Annotated in this window: 20 protein-coding genes; 16 read left to right on the plus strand and 4 right to left on the minus strand. The window is 67.9% G+C overall.

The window, feature by feature from the left end:
- Positions 1 to 151: 151 nt before the first annotated feature.
- Positions 152 to 1,288, minus strand: a complete 1,137-nt coding sequence (locus CXY79_RS14725) for a glutamate--cysteine ligase (protein ID WP_104103102.1) — start codon at positions 1,286 to 1,288, stop codon at positions 152 to 154.
- A gap of 285 nt (positions 1,289 to 1,573) precedes the next feature.
- Here CXY79_RS14725 and rpsP point away from each other — a divergent pair, with 285 nt between their 5' ends.
- The 11 genes from rpsP to CXY79_RS14780 all read left to right on the plus strand — a co-directional run bounded on the left by rpsP (position 1,574) and on the right by CXY79_RS14780 (position 9,171).
- Positions 1,574 to 1,999: a 30S ribosomal protein S16 gene (rpsP, locus tag CXY79_RS14730; protein WP_104103105.1), complete on the plus strand. Its 426-nt coding sequence runs from the start codon at positions 1,574 to 1,576 to the stop codon at positions 1,997 to 1,999.
- 2 nt (positions 2,000 to 2,001) lie between these two features.
- Positions 2,002 to 2,238, plus strand: a complete 237-nt coding sequence (locus CXY79_RS14735; protein ID WP_104103108.1) for an RNA-binding protein — start codon at positions 2,002 to 2,004, stop codon at positions 2,236 to 2,238.
- Positions 2,239 to 2,260: 22 nt separating this feature from the next.
- Positions 2,261 to 2,935 carry a ribosome maturation factor RimM gene (rimM, locus tag CXY79_RS14740; RefSeq protein WP_104103111.1) on the plus strand — a complete coding sequence of 225 codons (675 nt, stop codon included), beginning with the start codon at positions 2,261 to 2,263 and terminating at the stop codon, positions 2,933 to 2,935.
- A gap of 87 nt (positions 2,936 to 3,022) precedes the next feature.
- Positions 3,023 to 3,904, plus strand: a complete 882-nt coding sequence (locus CXY79_RS14745; protein WP_104103114.1) for a formate/nitrite transporter family protein — start codon at positions 3,023 to 3,025, stop codon at positions 3,902 to 3,904.
- A 9-nt stretch (positions 3,905 to 3,913) separates the two neighbouring features.
- Complete coding sequence (gene trmD / locus CXY79_RS14750; RefSeq protein WP_104103117.1) at positions 3,914 to 4,663, plus strand: tRNA (guanosine(37)-N1)-methyltransferase TrmD; 750 nt, start codon at positions 3,914 to 3,916, stop codon at positions 4,661 to 4,663.
- A 36-nt stretch (positions 4,664 to 4,699) separates the two neighbouring features.
- A complete protein-coding gene (locus CXY79_RS14755; RefSeq protein WP_104103120.1) occupies positions 4,700 to 5,278 on the plus strand; it encodes an MFS transporter in 579 nt (192 codons plus the stop codon).
- A gap of 192 nt (positions 5,279 to 5,470) precedes the next feature.
- Positions 5,471 to 5,815: a 50S ribosomal protein L19 gene (rplS, locus tag CXY79_RS14760; protein ID WP_104103125.1), complete on the plus strand. Its 345-nt coding sequence runs from the start codon at positions 5,471 to 5,473 to the stop codon at positions 5,813 to 5,815.
- Positions 5,816 to 5,900: 85 nt separating this feature from the next.
- Positions 5,901 to 6,647: a signal peptidase I gene (gene lepB / locus CXY79_RS14765; RefSeq protein WP_104103128.1), complete on the plus strand. Its 747-nt coding sequence runs from the start codon at positions 5,901 to 5,903 to the stop codon at positions 6,645 to 6,647.
- A 3-nt stretch (positions 6,648 to 6,650) separates the two neighbouring features.
- Positions 6,651 to 7,292, plus strand: coding sequence for a ribonuclease HII (locus tag CXY79_RS14770; RefSeq protein WP_104103130.1), 642 nt, complete (start codon positions 6,651 to 6,653; stop codon positions 7,290 to 7,292).
- A 12-nt stretch (positions 7,293 to 7,304) separates the two neighbouring features.
- Complete coding sequence (locus tag CXY79_RS14775; RefSeq protein ID WP_066596196.1) at positions 7,305 to 7,628, plus strand: DUF2469 family protein; 324 nt, start codon at positions 7,305 to 7,307, stop codon at positions 7,626 to 7,628.
- Positions 7,629 to 7,701: 73 nt separating this feature from the next.
- Complete coding sequence (locus tag CXY79_RS14780) at positions 7,702 to 9,171, plus strand: glyceraldehyde-3-phosphate dehydrogenase (protein WP_104103133.1); 1,470 nt, start codon at positions 7,702 to 7,704, stop codon at positions 9,169 to 9,171.
- A gap of 30 nt (positions 9,172 to 9,201) precedes the next feature.
- Here the strand turns inward: CXY79_RS14780 and CXY79_RS14785 are convergent, their stop codons facing one another.
- Together CXY79_RS14785 and CXY79_RS14790 are read right to left on the minus strand one after the other, a co-directional pair.
- A complete protein-coding gene (locus CXY79_RS14785) occupies positions 9,202 to 9,648 on the minus strand; it encodes a nitroreductase family deazaflavin-dependent oxidoreductase (protein WP_104103135.1) in 447 nt (148 codons plus the stop codon).
- A 60-nt stretch (positions 9,649 to 9,708) separates the two neighbouring features.
- Positions 9,709 to 10,521, minus strand: coding sequence for a metal-dependent hydrolase (locus CXY79_RS14790; RefSeq protein WP_104103138.1), 813 nt, complete (start codon positions 10,519 to 10,521; stop codon positions 9,709 to 9,711).
- Positions 10,522 to 10,662: 141 nt separating this feature from the next.
- Between CXY79_RS14790 and CXY79_RS14795 the strand changes: the two genes are divergently transcribed.
- The 5 genes from CXY79_RS14795 (at position 10,663) to dprA (ending at position 15,936) form a co-directional block, all read left to right on the plus strand.
- Entirely contained in the window at positions 10,663 to 11,778 is a 1,116-nt protein-coding gene (locus CXY79_RS14795) for a dipeptidase (RefSeq protein WP_104103141.1), read from the plus strand.
- Positions 11,779 to 11,836: 58 nt separating this feature from the next.
- A complete protein-coding gene (locus CXY79_RS14800) occupies positions 11,837 to 12,547 on the plus strand; it encodes an SGNH/GDSL hydrolase family protein (protein WP_104103143.1) in 711 nt (236 codons plus the stop codon).
- A gap of 241 nt (positions 12,548 to 12,788) precedes the next feature.
- Entirely contained in the window at positions 12,789 to 13,145 is a 357-nt protein-coding gene (locus CXY79_RS16660; protein ID WP_104103537.1) for a YraN family protein, read from the plus strand.
- On the plus strand, positions 13,145 to 14,680 hold the full coding sequence (locus tag CXY79_RS14810; RefSeq protein ID WP_104103146.1) for a YifB family Mg chelatase-like AAA ATPase: 1,536 nt from the start codon (positions 13,145 to 13,147) through the stop codon (positions 14,678 to 14,680). Before CXY79_RS16660 ends, CXY79_RS14810 begins: the two co-directional genes overlap by 1 nt.
- Positions 14,677 to 15,936 (plus strand): DNA-processing protein DprA, encoded by a 1,260-nt coding sequence (dprA, locus tag CXY79_RS14815; protein ID WP_104103149.1) that lies wholly within the window; start codon positions 14,677 to 14,679, stop codon positions 15,934 to 15,936. The genes CXY79_RS14810 and dprA overlap by 4 nt, the downstream gene beginning before the upstream one ends.
- A 110-nt stretch (positions 15,937 to 16,046) precedes the next feature.
- Here dprA and CXY79_RS14820 read toward each other — a convergent pair whose 3' ends face one another.
- Complete coding sequence (locus tag CXY79_RS14820; protein WP_104103152.1) at positions 16,047 to 18,080, minus strand: hypothetical protein; 2,034 nt, start codon at positions 18,078 to 18,080, stop codon at positions 16,047 to 16,049.
- Positions 18,081 to 18,093: the final 13 nt, after the last annotated feature.

An 18,093-nucleotide genomic window follows, 5' to 3' on the forward strand; every position in this document is an offset into this window, starting at 1 on the left:
CAGGGCCGCGGACCCGAGAGACACGGTGGCCGGAACGCACTCACATCCCGCGTCACGGTCCACTGCCTGCCTGCGTCGACATCACGAACACCCGGCTCGGAACCCCCAAGCCGCGATCCCGCATCGTCCACGGCCATGAGGGCTCAGTCAGCTATGCGGGGAGGCCCGTGCGGAGTTCGCGGGTCAGCGACTTCACGACGGCCGGCAGGCTGCCGCCGTGCGCCTCGGCGACGCGCAGCTGCCGCTGGTAGCTCGCACCCGCGGTGATGATCCGGTTCAGGCTCTGCAGCTCGTCCAGGCAGCCCAGACGCTCGGCGACGGGGGAGAGGATGCCGATCAGCCGGCGCACATCGTCGGTCACCAGGCTTTCGGCGCCCGCGGCATCCGTGATGATCTCGGCGTCCAGGCCGTAGCGAGCGGCCCGCCATTTGTTCTCACGAACGAACCACGGCTGCATCGGCCCGACCGTCTCGCCGGCGTCGAGACGCCCAGACATCCAGTCGACCAGGCACTGGATGAACGCGGCGATGGCGCCGAGTTCCTCCGTCGTGGACACGCCGTCGCAGGCGCGCACCTCGATGGTTCCCCATCGCGGCGAAGGACGGATGTCCCAGCGCACCTCGGTCGCATCCTCGATCACCCCGGTGGCCGTCATATCGGCCACGTAGCGCTCCCAGGCCTCCCAGTCCTGCAGGATCCACGGCAGGCCGGCGGTGGGCAACTGCTGGAACATGAGGGCGCGGTTGGAGGCGTAGCCCGTGTTCACGCCGGCCCAGAACGGGCTCGACGCCGACAGGGCCTGCAGGTGCGGCAGGTAGCCGAGCAGGCCGTTCAAAATCGGGATGACCTTGGCCTTGTCCTCGATCCCCACATGCACGTGGATGCCCCAGATCATCATGTTGCGGCCCCACCACTGGGTGCGGTCGATCAACCGCTGGTAGCGGGCCTCGTCCGTGACCTTCTGGTCGAACCACTGGCTGAACGGATGCGATCCGCTAGAGATGAGTTCGACGCCCCGCGGATCCGTGATGGCGCGCACCTCGTCAACCTGGACGGCGACATCCGTGACGGCGCCCGCAACTGTATGGTGCACCCCCGACACGAGTTCGACCGTGTTCAGGAGCAATTCCCCGGTGATGTGCGGATGCGGCGTGCCGTCGGGCGCGGCCAGAGCCGTCAGCACCTCTTCGGCCAGGCAGACCAGGTCACCCGACTCGCGGTCGACGAGGGCGAGTTCCCACTCGATGCCAATGGTTGACCGTTTCGACCGGGCAAATTCGATCCCCATGCGCGGTCCTTCCGATCCTGGTTCACCCCTTCGGGCGTGGTTGTGTGACAATCCTGACACCGATTGGCGAAGCGGCGCCCCAGCCGGACGCGGGTCCGGTGATGACCGCGCCGCCCAGCCGGTCGATTATCAGAAAGTCGTCGATGTCTGACAGAATGATTAGTCGAGTTCTCTTGCGTCCGACCCTCTACTCAGGCGCAGGAAAAAACCTTATTGAGCTTGTGCCGAGTGTGCCCCCACGCTCACGGCCCTCAGTTCGCCAAAAATCAAATACACAGGAGAATTGTGGCTGTCAAAATTCGTTTGAAGCGCATGGGCAAGATCCGTGCACCGTACTACCGCATCGTCGTTGCCGACGCGCGCACCAAGCGCGATGGTCGTGTCATCGAAGAGATCGGCATCTACCATCCCACGCAGGAGCCCTCCGTCATCGAGGTCAAGTCCGAGCGTGCCCTGTACTGGCTGGGCGTTGGAGCACAGCCGACAGAGCAGGTTGAGGCTCTCCTCAAGCTGACCGGCGACTGGGGCATCTTCAAGGGTGACAAGAACGCCGTCAGTACCGTGAAGTTCAAGGAGCCGAAGGCTCCGTTCGTCGCCGACGAGAAGAAGAAGCCGGTTCTGAAGCCGAAGGCCGTCAAGCCTGTGGCCAAGGAAGAGGCACCCAAGGAGACCGAGGCTGCCGCGGAGGCAACCGAAGAGGACAAGGCGTAATTTTGCTCGCTCCCGCGCTTGAGCATCTTGTCAAGGGGATCGTCGATCACCCGGACGATGTGCATGTTGTGACCCAGACGTCCCCACGGGGCGAGGTTCTCGAGGTTCGTGTGAGCCCCGAAGACCTCGGCCGCGTGATCGGGCGTTCCGGGCGCACCGCCAAGGCACTGCGCACCCTCGTGGCCGCGCTGGCCGACGGCCGGCGCGTGCGCGTTGACGTCGTCGACACCGATTTCTGAACTGGTAAATGAGTAGTTGGATATGAGTTCGGTGAACGACAGTACGACTCCGCGCAGCCAGTTGAGGGTGGGGCGCCTGACCAAGGCGCACGGTCTCAAGGGCGCGATCAAGCTGGAATTGTTCACGGATGACCCGGGACGTCGTTTCGTCCCGGGCGCCGTGTTCACCCTGCAGGTGCCCACGGGTTCACCCTGGCACGGCAAGAAAATCGAGCTCGTCGAGCTCCGCTGGTACAACCAGCACGCGGTCGGCTTCTTCAAGGATGTCCCCGACCGTGAAGCGGCCGAAGCCCTCGCCAAGGCGATCCTCTGGATCGACCAAGACGACGCGGAACAGTCCGGCGAAGAAGACGCCTGGTACGACCACCAGTTGATCGGCCTCTCCGTCGTGCGCGACGGCGTCCAGATCGGAACCATCGCGCGGCTGGAGCACCTTCCCGCGCAGGACCTGTTGATCGTGAAGACCCCCGCCGCCGAGGTCATGATCCCATTCGTGAAGGCCATCGTGCCCTCCGTCGACATCGCGACCGGCATCGTCACCATCACCCCGCCTCCCGGCTTGCTCGAAGAGCTCCCGGAGGAACCGGACGACGACGATGACAACGTCGACAATAGTGACAACACCGCAGCCACGGCTGCCCCCGAAACTGAATCAGAACCCCAGGCCGAGGTTGACGGAGCCCCCGGCCGGAGCTGAAACACCTCCTCGGGGAGAGGCGCGCCGCGCCCGACCGGCTCCCCACCTCGTCACGACGCGGCAGACCTCTTATTGGAGCACCGTCGCATGTCGTACGTTAAACCGAGCCAACTCGTCGATGACATCACTCACTCCGGCATGCTTAAAACGCACCTGACCCTGGGGCAAATGGTGATGCGGGGTGCGCTTGCCGGGGCGATTCTCGGAGCGGCCACGACCGTCGCCTTAACCGCCACGGCCCAGACCGGGCTGCCGATCGTCGGGGCCGTGCTCTTCCCGGTCGGATTCGCGATGATCCTGCTATTGGGCCTCGAGCTGGTCACCGGTAGCTTCGCCCTTGTCCCGCTTGCGATCATGGAAAGGCGCACGACGGTCACCCGGGGACTCAGGAACTTCTTCGTGGTCATTCTCGCCCACCTCTTCGGGGCCGGACTGTACGCCTTCCTCTACACGACGTCGATCACTTACTTGGGCACGGACATGTCCGACCCGATGGTCCAGGCCATCATCGACCTCGCCGAGCACAAGGTGCTGCCCTACGAGGCGGTCGGTGCCGGCGGCATCCTTGTCGTGATCATCAAGGCCATGCTCTGCAACTGGATGGTCGCCATCGGCACCATCATGTTCTATACGTCCAAGTCCACGGGGGGCAAGATCCTCGCGATGTGGCTGCCGGTGACGACCTTCTTCAGCCTCGGCCTCGAGCACGCGATCGTCAACATGTTCGCGATCCCGGCCGGCATCATGCTCGGCGCCGACGTCACGGTCGGGCAGTGGTGGGTATGGAACCAGGCCCCGGTGCTCCTTGGCAACGTCCTGGGCGCCATCCTCTTCACCGCGCTGCCAATCTACTTCTCGCACCGTACCCATGTGAACCGCGCCCCGGCATCCGGTGAAGCAGTCGACGTCGACGCGGAGGTGGCCGCCGAGGCGACCGAGCCTGCCGAACCCACGCTCGTTCGCTCGTAGACTTCTCCCGTGCGTATCGACATCATCACGATCTTTCCGGAGTTCTTCTCCGTCCTCGACGTCTCCCTGGTCGGCAAGGCCCGGCAATCGGGGCTGATCGACCTTCGGGTGCACAACCTGCGCGACCACACCCACGACCGGCACCACTCCGTCGACGACACGCCCTACGGCGGCGGCGCCGGCATGGTGATGAAGCCGGAGCCATGGGGTGACGCGATCGACGCGATCCTCACCGACGTGCACCCGGGTGCCGAGCCGCCGGATGCGTCCGTCATGCCCGAAACGACGGCGACGGATGCCAGTCCGCTCCTGATCTTCCCGTCCCCGGCTGGGGATTTGTTCACGCAGGCCATGGCCCGGGAGTTGGCCGAGGAATCGAACCTCATCTTCGGCTGCGGACGCTACGAGGGCATCGACCAGCGGGTCTTCGACCACTTCGAGCAGGACGGCCGGGTGCGCTTGGTCAGTCTCGGCGACTACGTGCTCAACGGGGGAGAGGTGGCCGTGATGGCCATGATCGAGGCCGTCGGTCGTCTGATCCCGGGGGTCGTCGGCAACCCGGAAAGCCTTGTCGAGGAATCCCACGAGGACGGCCTCCTCGAATATCCGAGCTACACGAAGCCCGCGGCCTGGCGCGGCCTCGACGTTCCGTCGGTGTTGCTCAGTGGCAACCACGGCGCCGTCGCGGCGTGGCGGCGGGAGCAGCAATTCTTGCGCACGGCCCGGGTGCGCCCGGACCTTCTGCCGCCAGCGAACTGAGCTCGCCGGAGCAGGTCGCCCGGGTAGTCTGGTTTCGTGTTCGTACGCAGGTTCTTCTACTACTGGCAGTTCATTGCCGTCCTCGTGCTTCCGGCGTGGCTCCTGGTCGGCGCCTCCGTTTACGGCAGCGGCGGCTGGGACGTGGTCGGCAGCTTCTTCGGCGGCCTCGTGGTCGGTGTGGGCCTGCTCACCGTGAGCCTGATCTTCTTCGCCCGCACCGAGGTGCGCAGCACCCGCATGGTGTCGTGGGCCGACGTGGGCATCCTCACGCTCTGGCACGCCCTGATCGTGGGCATGGGCTTTACCTACGACGTCGCGCCGGGCCTCGCCGCGCTGGTGATCGTGGTCGGAATCGGCGCGTTCTGGTTCGCCATCTGGGAGCTGATCGCCGCCGCCCGCCGCAGCATGCGGGCCATGATGCTCCTGGTCGAGGAGACGGCGAGGGGCCCCGCGTTCCTGCCGACCGTGCCGCCCACGCTGCCGCCGACCGACGGTTTCATCCCCACGCCGGATCCCTCCGTCATCATCGTGCGCGAGCATTCACTCCGCCCGCCCGGGGAGTCGTTCGAGAAGAAGGAATCCGGGAAGAAGCACGGTCAGGCGCCGGAGGCCTGACCTTCACCCAGCTTTTGCGGGCATGGTGCGTTTCGTGACATAATCATCGCTTGTGCCGTGGCAAGCCTCTGCCACAGGGGAGCTGCAAGGTATCGGCACGAAACACACTCATTCATTTGCTGATTCGCTCGCCTCGCGGGTCGGATCGCATAAGCCGTAGTCGTCCTGTGGCGGATACAGAGAGCGAACAGTATGCATATTCTCGACCAGGTGGATGCCCCATCCCTCCGCAAGGACATTCCGGCGTTCCGCGCCGGCGACACCGTCAAGGTCCACGTCAACATCGTTGAGGGCGCTCGCTCTCGTGTGCAGGTCTTCCAGGGAGCCGTCATCGGACGCTCCGGCGAAGGCGTGCGCGAAACGTTCTGCGTACGCAAGGTCAGCTTCCAGGTCGGCGTCGAGCGTACCTTCCCGGTGCACTCCCCGGTGATCGACCGCATCGAGGTCGTCACCCGTGGTGACGTGCGTCGCGCGAAGCTGTACTACCTGCGCAACCTGCGCGGCAAGAAGGCCAAGATCAAGGAGAAGCGCGACTAACACCCGTCGCAGTCGACTTCCAGCTTGCGCTGAATTCCCCCTGAGCTCCTCACCCGTACACTGGGTCAGGAGCTCAGGCGGTTTAATGACAGATAATTCTCTGCCCACGCGATCCAATCGCCAGGGAACAGAAACAAAGCGCAAGAAGCGCGGCGTTGCACTCTTTATACGTGACCTGCTGGTCATCTTCGTGGTGGCGCTGCTCATCTCGTTCCTGATCAAGACGTTCCTGGTGCGCTCGTTCTACATTCCCTCCGGGTCGATGGAGACCACCCTCCTGATCAACGACCGGATCATCGTGAACCAGCTCGAACCGAAACTGATCCCGGTCGAACGCGGCGACGTCGTCGTGTTCCGGGATCCGGGCGGCTGGCTGCTGCCGCAGGCGCCCCTCGAGCAGAACGCCGTCATCGCCGCCGTGGACTGGGTCATGGCCGCGGTGGGGCTGTCGGCGCCGGACAGCAACGACCACCTGATCAAACGCGTCATCGGGCTGCCGGGCGACCACGTCACCTGCTGCAACCCGCTCGGCCAGATGAGCGTCAACGACGTGCCTCTGTCCGAACCCTATGTGTCTCTGCCGACCGGGGAGACGAGCGTTTCGCAGGACGACTTCGACATCGTCGTGCCGGACGGCTCGCTCTGGGTGATGGGTGACAACCGCTACAACTCCAAGGACTCCCGCTACAACACCGAGACCCCCGGCAAGGGGTTCGTGCCCATCGACAACGTCGTCGGGCGCGCCCTCGTGATCAGCTGGCCGACCGCGCGCTGGTCCTGGCTCGACGACTACCCGGAGGTCTTCCAGGGCGTCCCCACGGAGACGAGGTAGGGAATGGTCGTGGATCCGACCCTCGACGTCGAACGGGCGTTGCTGGCCGCCGGGGCGACCTGCGTGATCGGCGTCGACGAGGTCGGCCGCGGCGCCCTTGCCGGTCCGGTGGGGGTAGGTGTGGCCGTCGTCAACGCCTCAGCTTCGCCCTTCCCGGCCGGTTTGCGCGACTCCAAGATGCTCAGTGAACCCCGGCGCGGGCTCCTTGCGCCGCTGGCTGTCGCCTGGGCGCTGCACTCAGCGGTCGGCCTCGCGACGCCGCTGGAGGTCGACCGACTGGGCATCATCGCCGCGCTCGGCCTGGCCGGCAAGCGGGCCCTCGCGCAGCTGTTCGCGGCCGGGGTCGACATCACCGGCGCCGTGGTGCTCCTGGATGGCAACGACGACTGGCTGAACAGGGCACTGAGCACTCCGCTCAACGTGGTGACCCGCGTGCGGGCCGACCAGGACTGCGCGTCGGTGGCCGCGGCATCCGTGATCGCGAAGGTGCACCGCGACGCTCTGATGATCGAGGCGGATGCCGTGACGCCCGGCTACGAGTGGGCCGGCAACAAGGGCTACGGCAGCCCCGCCCACATGGCGGCGATCGCCCTGCTCGGACCCACTCTGCTGCATCGCAAATCCTGGCTGAAGATCACAGCGTAGGATTGAGGAACCATGGAAGAAGATGAATTCGAGGACTACGACCGCGAGGTCGAGCTGGCCCTGTACCGCGAGTACCGAGACGTTGTGGGGCAGTTTCAGTACGTCGTCGAGACCGAACGACGCTTCTATCTCGCGAACGAGGTCGAACTGGTGCGCCGTGACACGGAGCACGACTTCTACTTCGAATTGACCATGAAAGATGTCTGGGTCTGGGACGTCTACCGTTCCGACCGGTTCGTGAAGTCGGTGCGGGTGCTGACCTTCAAAGACGTCAACGTCGAGGAACTCGCGTCCAAGGAGTTCGAACTGCCGAAGGAACTCGCGCTCGACGAGTAGCACAACGAAGACTCAGGCCTGGGGGTCTGCACACTCGGCGCAACGATGCGGTCGAGAACGAAGGGTATGTCTTTTGCTTCAGGAATCTGATCGCGCTCTGGCCTCGTGGATCAACCGGGAGGCACTCGCTGAAGAGATGATCCCCTTGATCGGCCGTCTGTATCGGGAAAATCACGTCGTCACGAGCGTGCACGGCCGGGGACTGGTCAACCAGTCGGTGATCGGACTGCTCAAGGCGCACCGCTTCGCGCGCCACATCGACGATGTGGAACTGCCCCTGGAGGAGACCCTGCCGCTGCTGCAGACCCTCAGCACCCTCCGGCTCGGGACCGCGTCGATCGACCTCGGCCGGCTGGCCATGACCTACAAACTCGAGGGTGCCGGGCGCGGCCGGGAGGAATTCCTCCGGGCCGAGCTGGCGGATGTCGTCGACCGGCAGGGTGACTTCGTCACCGCGGGCACGGATGTCGTGCTGTACGGCTTCGGCCGGATCGGACGTCTCCTCGCGCGCATCCTGATCGACCACGCCGGCGGGGGACAGGGTTTGCGCCTGCGGGCCATCGTGGTGCGCCGCGGGTCGGACAACGACATCGTCAAGCGGGCGAGCCTGCTGCGCCGCGACTCGGTGCACGGACCATTCGAGGGCACCATCACCGTCGACCCGGTGGGCAACACGATCCTCGCCAACGGCACGCTGATTCAGGTCATCTACTCGAGCGACCCGGCCACCGTCGACTACACCCGATACGGCATCCAGAACGCTGTCGTGGTCGACAACACGGGACGCTGGCGCGACGCCGACGGACTCCGCCAGCACCTGGCCTGCCCGGGTGTCGCCCGGGTGCTGCTCACGGCTCCGGGCAAGGGCGCGCTGAAGAACATCGTGCACGGCATCAACCACGACGCCATCACCGCGGACGACACCATCATCACGGCGGCATCCTGCACCACCAACGCGATCACGCCCGTGCTCAAGGCCGTGAACGACCGCTTCGGTATCCGGGAAGGCCATGTGGAGACGGTGCACTCGTTCACCAACGACCAGAACCTGATCGACAACTTCCATTCGGGCGACCGCCGCGGGCGCAGCGCCGCCCTGAACATGGTGATCACCGAGACAGGGGCCGCGAAGGCCGTCGCCAAGGCGCTGCCCGAGCTGGCCGGCAAGCTCACCGGCAACGCCATCCGGGTGCCCACGCCCGACGTGTCGATGGCGATCCTCAACCTCACCCTCACGCAGGGCACCACCAAGGACGAGCTCAACACCTACCTGCGCACCATGTCGCTGCACTCCGAGCTGCACAAGCAGATCGACTACATCGACTCACCCGAGGTGGTCTCCAGCGACTTCCTCGGCTCCCGCCGGGCCGGCATCGTCGACGGCCTGGCCACCATCTGCACCGACACGAAGGCCGTGCTGTACGTCTGGTACGACAACGAATACGGGTACAGCTGCCAGGTCATCCGGGTGCTCGAGGAGATGGCGGGCGTGCATCCGCCGGTGTTCCCGAAGGTGTTGAACGAGCCGGTCGCCCTGGTCTGAGTCACCGAGCGGCGTTGGCCCGGGTTCGGGTCAGCGCGGCCGGGGCTCGCAGATCACGACCGGGATATCACGGCCGGTTTTCTGCTGGTAGCCGTCGTAGCCCCGATAGGCCGCCACGATTTGCGGCCACAGCTCGGCTTTCTCCGCGGGGGACGCGGTTCGCGCCCGCAGCTTCAGGGTGGTGCCGCGCACGGTCAGCTCGACGTCGGGGTTCGCGACCAGGTTGAGATACCACTGCGGGTGGCGGTCGTCGCCGCCCTTCGAGGCGATCAGCACGAAGCGTTGGTGCCCGTGCACGGGGGCGGTGAGCATGGTCGTGCGACGCTTGCCGCTGGAGCGGCCGATGGTGTGCAGCTCGACCGCCGGCATCGACCCGAACGAGGCGAGCAGGCGCCCGCCGGAGGCCGTCAGCACCGCGCGGTGCAGCACGCTCATCGTCTTCATCTGCAGATCCGTCAGCCGATTACGCAGTCCCATGCCTCCAGCCTACGAGGTGAACAGGGGCGACCGACGGATGTCCCGGCGTCTTCTGCCCCGCTACAGCGGTAGCGCCCCGGCAATGTCCACCAGCGCGGCCTCCAGGTTGACGCCCCAGGTCTCCAGCAGCGCGAACAGCACGCCGTAGCCCGCATAGGCGGTGACCGGGATCAGCAGCAGCCACTCCCGCAGGGAGCCGGCGTTGCCCAGCACCGGCACGGACAGGTAGCCGCCCGATGACCACAGATTCTCGAGCACCGGCACCCGGCACCACCATCTGGGCGGTTTCGGGATCCACGGCCAGAACAGGGGCAGCCCGCCGGTGGTGAGCAGGTCGCCCAGAAGGTGCACGCCGTAGCCCAGTGTGAAGCAGATCACGAACCACGAGTGCTGCTCCGGGGCGAAAACGGCGATGAAAGCCGCCACGGCGAAGCCGATCGCCCAGGCCAGCCCCCACGACTGCTTCGAGAGGCCGAGCACCTTGGCCGCAAACGCGATCGCCGCGGCGCTCATCAGGGCCGGGCCGACGCGCACCGGTTCCGTGGCCCAGACGGGCTCCCAGAGCACCAGACCGATCACGGTGGCGAGCAGCCACGCCGAGAACAGGCCGAGCAGGCTGTGCAGGCCGTGCCGGTGGCCGCCGGAGGCCCGGGAGATCCCCGTGGTGACGAGCCGGCCGAGCACGGGGACGGATTGCGAGATGGTGGCCGAGTTGTGGTCGGCGTCGGCGAGGAGGGCCGCCCCGGCGCAGAGCAGCGAGCCGGCGATCGTGCCGACGGGCGTCACAGGAAAGAGCCCGAGGCCGTGCCCGGCGGTCGCCGTGACGGCGATCCAGGCGGCGGCGCCGGTCATGGCATGGTGTGCACCCATCATGAGAGGGGGTCCTAACTGGTCCAAGTCTGATTCAGGCCGTCGGGGGCATGCCGAGCCTCGACTAAACCGGTTCACCAGTTCCCGTTCAACTGTAGGTGGCTTCCGCTCCCCGCCCGTGCCGGCCGGCACTAGCGTGGGGGCATGAGCACACCGGTTCCGTCCGCGCCCGCCGCGGCATCCGTCGTCGTGGAGCAGGCGCTGGCCCTGGCCCCGCTGATCGACGGCCACAACGACTGGGCGTGGGAGTGCCGGCAGAGCCGCGACTACTCCGTGGAGGGTCTCGGGGGCGGTCTGTCCACCGACACCGACATCGCCAGGCTGCGGGCAGGGCAGGTCGGAGCGCAGTTCTGGTCGGTCTACGTCAGCGACGACCTTACAGGCGCCGACGCCGTGCAGGGCACGCTTGAGCAGATCGACTGGGTCTACCGCCTCGCCGCGCGCTACCCCGACGACTTCGGCATCGCGCGCAGTGCCGCCGACGTGGAGGCCGCCCGAGCGATCGGGCGCATCGCCTCCCTGCTCGGCGCCGAGGGCGGACACAGCCTCAACGACTCCCCGGCCGCGCTGCGCATGTTCGCCCGGCTGGGCGTGCGCTACCTCACCCTCACCCACGTGCACAACACGACCTGGGCCGACTCGGGCACCGATGAACCCGAGCACGGTGGCCTCACACCCCGCGGCGTCGACTACGTGCACGAACTCAACCGGCTGGGCATGCTGGTCGACCTCTCGCACGTCTCCCCGGCCACGGCGCATGCGGCGTTGGACGCGTCCGACTCGCCCGTCATCTTCAGTCACAGCTCCTGCCGGGCCCTCAGTGACCACCCCCGCAATGTGCCCGACGACGTGCTGTGCCGACTGGCCGCCAACGGCGGGGTGCTCATGCTCACCTTCGTGCCCCAATTCCTGTCCGAGGACTACTCGGTCTGGTTCGAGGGCGACCGGGCCGGGCCGGCGCCGGTCGTGACGCTGACGGATGTCGCCGACCACGTCGAACACGCCCGCCGCGTCGCCGGAATGGCCCACATCGGCCTCGGAGGCGACTTCGACGGCACCGACGAGTTCCCTGCCGGCCTCGAAGGCGTCGACGGTTACCCGGCGCTGCTGTCCGAGTTGGCCCGGCGCGACTGGTCGGCCGCCGACCTCGCGGCTCTTGCCGGCGCCAACGTGCTGCGGGTGTTGCGCGAGACGGATGCCGCGTTCGCGGCCGCCGGACACGCGGCATCCGGCGCCTCGGTGCCCCGGTTGGTGCGCTGAGCATGCCGGGCCGGCGTGTTCCGCCAACCCTGCCGGTGCCCGGCTCCGAATCAGTGTCATGACCCCTCGACGACGCCCTGCCTTCTGGATCACCGTGTGGATCGCCGCCGCCGTGCTGCTCGCGGGGGCGGTGGCCCTGGCAATGCTCGCCCAGAGCGGCGTCCTGGGCCGCGGCCTGGGCGAGGCCGACCCGGGTCCCGCGGCCCGCGGCCCCGGCGAGACCGTGGTCGCCTTCTACGGCGACTCCTACACGCGCGGCACCGGCGGCTCGGCTGCGGACAAACGTTGGTCGACCATCGTCTCGGCAGAGCGCGACTGGACCGAGGTCAACCCGAGCCGCAACGGCCTCGGCTTCGTGAACCAGCGGCGGGGGGATGATCTGATCGACCAGGTCATCGCTGCCAGGCCGGACATCGTGATCAGCACCATGGGGCTCAACGACAACTTCTCGATGCCGTCCCGCGCCGACGAGATCGAGGCGGCGATCACCCGCGACTTCGAGACGATCCGGGCGGCCCTGCCAGAGGCGCGCCTCATCGTCGTGGAGCCGTTCTGGTACACCGAGGAGCGCCCGGACTCCGTGGAGCAGATCATCGGCTGGGTTCAGGCGGCCGCGCTCGGCGCCGACGCAGACTACATCTCCGGCGCCTCCTACTGGCTCGACGGGCACCCCGAGTGGATGGCCGACGACGGCCTGCACCCCAATGACGCCGGCTACGCAGCCCTCGCCGAGCGGATGGACGCGGCGCTCGCCGCGCTGGGGCTGTAGCTGGGGGAGTCCTGATCGATTGGTTGTGTCGCTCCCGGAACGGCAGAGCTGGTTGCACCGCGTGGACGCTGGTCAGCACAGACGGACCGCCGTGCCGGCGTCGAATTCGTTCGGGACGGTGGTGCTGAAGGCCGGGCCGGGGGTGGTCCTCCCCAGACGCGGCCGCGCCGCCGACCGCACAGCTTCTCGACCCCGCGAGTGCCGGGAGCGCCTACCCGGCACGCTGGGGGCGGAGGTGCTCGTGGCACGCAAAGACGAACTAGGCAGGCAGGGCGAGGAGTGCGCCGCCCTCTTCCTCGCCGCCGCCGGCTACCGGGTCGTGGAGCGCAACTGGCGCTGCGGGCAGGGTGAGATCGACCTGGTCGCCGAGCTCGGGGGAGAGGTCGTCTTCGTCGAGGTGAAGACGCGTTCGGGAACCCGCTTCGGGCATCCGTTCGAGGCCATCACTGTCGCCAAGCTCGCCCGGCTGCGTCGCCTCGCGGCGGCGTGGTGCGAACAGGCGGATGCCCGGCCCGCCCGCATCCGTGTCGACGCCATCGCCGTGATCATCCGTCCCGGCACCGAGCCCGTGATCGAGCACCTGACGGGCGTGTTCTGATGGGGCTCGCCCGCACGCATGCGGTGGCCCTGGCCGGGATGACCGGGGCACTGGTCGAGGTGGAGGCCGACATCTCCGGGCAGCTGCCGGGTATCATCCTGATCGGGCTGCCCGATGCGGCCCTGTCGGAGGCCACCGAGCGGGTGCGGGCGGCGGCGAAGAACTCGGGCTGTCCGCTCACCCGCAACAAGCTCACCATCAACCTCTCCCCGGCGTCGTTGCCGAAGCACGGGTCGGGCTTCGACCTGGCCATCGCGCTGGCCTGCCTCGGGGCCGACCAGGTGGTCTCGGCCGCGTCGGTGGGCCGGGTGGTGCACATCGGCGAGCTGGCCCTCGACGGACGGCTGCGGCCGACGCCGGGCATGCTCCCGGCGGTGATCGCGGCCTCCCGGCTTGGCCACGGCACGGTGATGGTTCCCGCCGGCAACGTCGATGAGGCGACCCTCGTGCCGGGCGTGCGGGTGATCGGTGTCGCCTCCCTGCGGGACGCCGCCATCTGGCATGGCGCCGAACTCGAACCGATCCCGGTTGACCCCATCCTCGTTCCCGGCGACGCCGCGGCGGAGACGGCCGAACCCGACCTGGTCGACATCATCGGCAATGACGATGCGATCCTGGCGTTGCAGATCGCGGCGGCCGGCGGTCACCACGTCTTCATGGTGGGGCCGCCCGGCGCCGGCAAGACCATGCTGGCGGCCCGGCTGCCCGGACTGCTGCCCGACCTCGACGCTGAGGCCTCCCTCGAGGTCAGCTCCATGCGGTCGCTCAGCGGCCGCGCCGTCGGGCGCGCCCTGATCACCCGCCCGCCGCTTGAGGCCCCGCACCACACGGCGACGGCGGCGGCCATGGTCGGCGGAGGCAGCGGGCAGGTCCGGCCTGGCGCGGCGGCGCGCGCCTCGCACGGGGTGCTCTTCCTCGATGAGGCTCCCGAATTCGCCTCGGCGGTGCTCGACGCGCTCCGGCAGCCGCTGGAATCCGGGGTGATCAGCATTCACCGCGCCAACGCGGTCGCCCACTTCCCGGCCCGCTTCCAGCTGGTGATGGCGGCCAACCCGTGCCCCTGCGGGCAGTACGGCGCCCCTGACCTGGACTGCACCTGCCCGCCGAGCTCCCGGCGACGGTACTTGGCGCGCATTTCGGGACCGCTGCTGGACCGTATCGACATTCAGCTGCGGGTGCAGCGCATCACTGCCGCCCAGCTGCGGCTGGCCACCGAGACGCCCCGACTGGCGAGCGCCGTCGCCCGCGGACGGGTGATCGAGGCCCGAGCCGCCGCGGCCCAGCGCCTCGCCGGCACGCCGTGGACGCTGAACTCCGATGTGCCCGGCCCCTGGCTGCGCGGCCCCCAGGCCCGGCTGGGCAGAGCGGCCACGGCCATCCTTGACCGGGCGCTTGAACGCGGAGGCATCACCATGCGCGGATATGACCGAGTACTGCGGGTGGCCTGGTCCATCGCCGACCTCGAGGGCGTGTCCCGGCCCGGCATTGAACAAGTAGGGCAGGCCTTGTACCTGCGGAAGGGAATGACGTCATGATGCTGTTTGGGCTGGAGGAATCCACGGTGGTTGCGCTGACCGGGGGCGTGCGGGCATCCGCCGGGTCTGGCCCGACGGATGCCGCGGCCGCCGCCGATGTGTTCGCGCGCGCCGCGTGGACCGGTATCTCGGAGCCGGGCGACGGCGCCGCCGGACTGCTCGTGCAGGGGCTGGGGGCCGGGCCGGCACTCAGTGCCGTCCTCGACCTGTGGACCGGGGCCCGGCTCGCGGGCGCGCTGGCCGCAACGGGGTTGCCACTGACCGACGACCTGCAGGCCCTACTGGAGCAGGCCCTGCAACGCTGGCGGCCGCGGTTATCCTCGGCCGAGGTGATCCGTTCCCTGCAGCAGGCGGCGCGCGCGTCCGCCGGGCTCCTGGTGCCCACTGATGCACATTGGCCGAGAGGCGTCGACGACCTGGCAGTCCACGCGCCGATCGCACTCTGGTGGCGGGGCATCCCGACCGCTCTGACGGCGCTGTCCAACTCGATCGCCCTGGTGGGTGCCCGCGCGGCCACCGGCTACGGCGAGCATGTGACGATGGAGGCCTCCGCCGGGCTCGTCGACCGCGGCTTCCTCATCGTCTCCGGGGCGGCGTACGGCATTGACGGCATGGCGCACCGGGCGGCACTGGCCAGCTCGGGGCTGACCGTCGCGTTCCTCGCCGGGGGAGTGGACCGCTACTACCCGAGCGGCCACGACGCCCTGCTGAGCCGTATCGCCACGATGGGGGCGATCATTTCCGAACTGCCGTGCGGGGCCGCGCCCACCAAATGGAGGTTCCTGCAACGCAACCGGTTGATCGCCGCTGCCAGCGCGGCCACGGTCGTGCTCGAGGCCGGCTGGCGCTCGGGTTCGCTCAACACTGCCGGGCATGCCGCCGCTCTCGGCCGGCCGCTCGGGGCCGTTCCGGGCCCGGTGACCTCGCCGACGTCGGCCGGCTGCCATCGGCTGATCCGCGAGTATGACGCCGTTTGCGTCAGCACAGCCGCGGAAATGGCCGAACTGGTGGGCGAACGGATGCTGGGCCTCACCCTCGACCTGCCGCCCGCCGATGGAGACACGGCCGGGTTCGGCGGCCGCACGAGCGAGCAGGTGCGCGTGTTCGACGCTCTGAGCACGCGGGCGGCGCGCAGCGTGACCGACATCGCCCGTCGGGCCGGACTGTCGATGTCAACGGTGCAGGGGTCCCTCGGCGCCCTCGACCTGGAGGGGGTGGTTCGGGAGAAGGAGACCGGCTGGGTGCGCGGCCGGTAACGGTTCGCCGTTCACCCGACCACCCCCCTGGTCGTCCCCGTCCTTTCGGCGTACGAGCACGTCGACCGTGGCCCCGTCGTTGTCATCCATGATCACTGGAAGACTCCTGATCACTGGACGATCGTGACGATGACGGAGGCGCTCACAAGCCCCGAAGCTTCCGCCGTGAACGTGTACAGGCCCGCTTGATTGCCTTGGTAACTGACCTGGCAGCCACTGAACGTAGCAACACCGTTGAGAGAAGTCCTGGTTGTCGCCGCGCACGACAGCGTGCCGGATCTGTTGGACGGTGGACTCGCAGAGAGCGTGACGCTTACAGCGGCGTTCGCTGAGTTGCCGAAGGCATCCTGGATCGTGATTTCCGGCTGAGGCACGAAGAAGTCGTTCCTCTTATGGCTCTTCTGAGGGAATGTTCCGGTGAAAGCGAGTTTTGACGCGGCCCCGGCCGAGATCGTGGTGGTGTTGCTCGTGGCCGTGATGGGGCCTGCCACGACGGCCGTCAGTGTGTAGGCGCCGGCCTTGTCGATCCGACAACCGGTGAAGGTCGTGACGCCGGCGGTGCTGGCGGAAGCACACGCGGACAGGGTGGCCCCGACGGGTGTGTTGGTGAGGCTCAATGTCACGGCTGCGGTGCTGTTCGTGACGGTGTTGCCACCGGCATCCTGCACCGTGACAACCGGTTGGGTGGAGAAGGCACTCTGACTGATGGCGGTGCTGGTCGGGAAGGCGATGGCTAGTTTCGCTACGGAGCCGACCGATATGGTGAGGCTGCTGGACTCGGCCGTCCAGGTCCCTGAGGCCGCCGTGAGTGTGTAGCTGCCGGGTTTGTCGATCCGGCAACCGGTGAAGGCCGCGACACCGGACGCGGCCGCGAGCGGGTTGCCTGAGGTGCAGGACAGCGCGGCGCCTGCCTGGGTCGTGAGGCTGAGGCTGGTGGTGACGGTGTTTCCGAACGCATCCTGCACGGCAATGACAGGTTGGGTTGAGAACGGGGTTCCGCCGCTACTGCTATTGGCGGGCTGTGCGGTGAAGACGAGTCTCTTAGGGGGCCCGGCGGTGACGTTGATGCCGTTGCTCGTGGCGTCGGCGAGCCCGGCCGAGGTGGCGGTGAGCGTGTAGCTGCCGGCCTTGTCGATCTGGCAGGCGGCGAAGGCGGCGATGCCTGAGACGGCAGCCCGGGCGTTCGCGGCGCAGGTCAGGCTGGCCCCGGCGGGTGAGGTGAGGCCGAGGCTGATTGTTGCGGTGCTGCCGGTGATGGTGTTTCCGCCGGCGTCCTGAACGGTGACCATCGGTTGGACGGGCGCGGCGAACGTGGTCTGGCTGGTGATGGAGAAGTCAACGGCAGGTTGGGTGAAGGACAGTTTCTTCGCGGAGCCCGCGGAAACGGTCAGGGCGGTGCTCGTGGCGGCGGTCAGGGCACCGGAGGCCGCGGTGAGCGTATAGGTGCCGGCCCTGTCGATGGCGCAGCCGGTGAAGACCGCGATACCGGATGCTGCCGCCAGCGGGTTGGTTGGGCACGTGAGCCTGGCGTCGGCGGGCGACCCGGTGATTGCCAGTGTGACCGGGCTGGTACTGGTGGGCACTGTGTCTCCGGCGGCATTCTGGATCGCGACGCTGGGCTGGGCAGTGAAGACGGCGCCGCTGGTCGCGTCGGACGGTTGGGCCTGGAACGCGACTTTCGTCGGATTCGAGATCGTCACGCTGCCACTGGGGGCGCTCGCCGCGGTCCAGCCGTTGTAGACGGCGGTGACCGTGTAGGTATAGTCGCCGGTCAGAACGAGCAGGTCGTCGCAAAACGCGGTGGCCACGATGATGGTCGGGCTGGTGCCGCAGGCCGGGGTCGGCGTGCCGGTGCCGGTCTTGGTGCGGGTGGCGCAGGAGCCGGTCGGCGCGGGCGTGCCGACGGATGCCGTCCAGCGCAGGCTCGCGGTGCCGGCGCTCGTCGCGGGAACGAGCACGTCGGTGGGCGGAAGCAGCGTGCCGAGGGCTGCCGAGCCGGAGCCGAACCCGGGGGCGGTGTAATACGCGGAGGCGCCACCGGTTACGGACACGACCAACACGGCAAGGGTCACGGCGGCGGTGAGGCCGAAGAATGAGAGGCGGGTGTTTCCGGATGCGGAACGGTGGGCACGGAGGGAAGTCACGTCAACCTCTCAC

The sequence above is a fragment of the Cryobacterium sp. M96 genome (assembly GCF_002929845.1).
GTDB classification, from domain to species: Bacteria; Actinomycetota; Actinomycetes; order Actinomycetales; family Microbacteriaceae; genus Cryobacterium; species Cryobacterium sandaracinum.

Excerpts from the sequence above, each read along its gene's own strand:
- CXY79_RS14800 (WP_104103143.1), top strand. The coding sequence starts at position 11,837 with ATGACCCCTCGACGACGCCCTGCCTTCTGGATCACCGTGTGGATCGCC.
- CXY79_RS14725 (WP_104103102.1), bottom strand. The coding sequence starts at position 1,288 with ATGGGGATCGAATTTGCCCGGTCGAAACGGTCAACCATTGGCATCGAG.
- CXY79_RS14775 (WP_066596196.1), top strand. The coding sequence starts at position 7,305 with ATGGAAGAAGATGAATTCGAGGACTACGACCGCGAGGTCGAGCTGGCC.
- CXY79_RS14810 (WP_104103146.1), top strand. The coding sequence starts at position 13,145 with ATGGGGCTCGCCCGCACGCATGCGGTGGCCCTGGCCGGGATGACCGGG.
- CXY79_RS14790 (WP_104103138.1), bottom strand. The coding sequence starts at position 10,521 with ATGATGGGTGCACACCATGCCATGACCGGCGCCGCCGCCTGGATCGCC.
- CXY79_RS14795 (WP_104103141.1), top strand. The coding sequence starts at position 10,663 with ATGAGCACACCGGTTCCGTCCGCGCCCGCCGCGGCATCCGTCGTCGTG.
- lepB (WP_104103128.1), top strand. The coding sequence starts at position 5,901 with ATGACAGATAATTCTCTGCCCACGCGATCCAATCGCCAGGGAACAGAA.
- rplS (WP_104103125.1), top strand. The coding sequence starts at position 5,471 with ATGCATATTCTCGACCAGGTGGATGCCCCATCCCTCCGCAAGGACATT.
- rimM (WP_104103111.1), top strand. The coding sequence starts at position 2,261 with ATGAGTTCGGTGAACGACAGTACGACTCCGCGCAGCCAGTTGAGGGTG.
- CXY79_RS14785 (WP_104103135.1), bottom strand. The coding sequence starts at position 9,648 with ATGGGACTGCGTAATCGGCTGACGGATCTGCAGATGAAGACGATGAGC.
- CXY79_RS14745 (WP_104103114.1), top strand. The coding sequence starts at position 3,023 with ATGTCGTACGTTAAACCGAGCCAACTCGTCGATGACATCACTCACTCC.
- dprA (WP_104103149.1), top strand. The coding sequence starts at position 14,677 with ATGATGCTGTTTGGGCTGGAGGAATCCACGGTGGTTGCGCTGACCGGG.
- CXY79_RS14770 (WP_104103130.1), top strand. The coding sequence starts at position 6,651 with ATGGTCGTGGATCCGACCCTCGACGTCGAACGGGCGTTGCTGGCCGCC.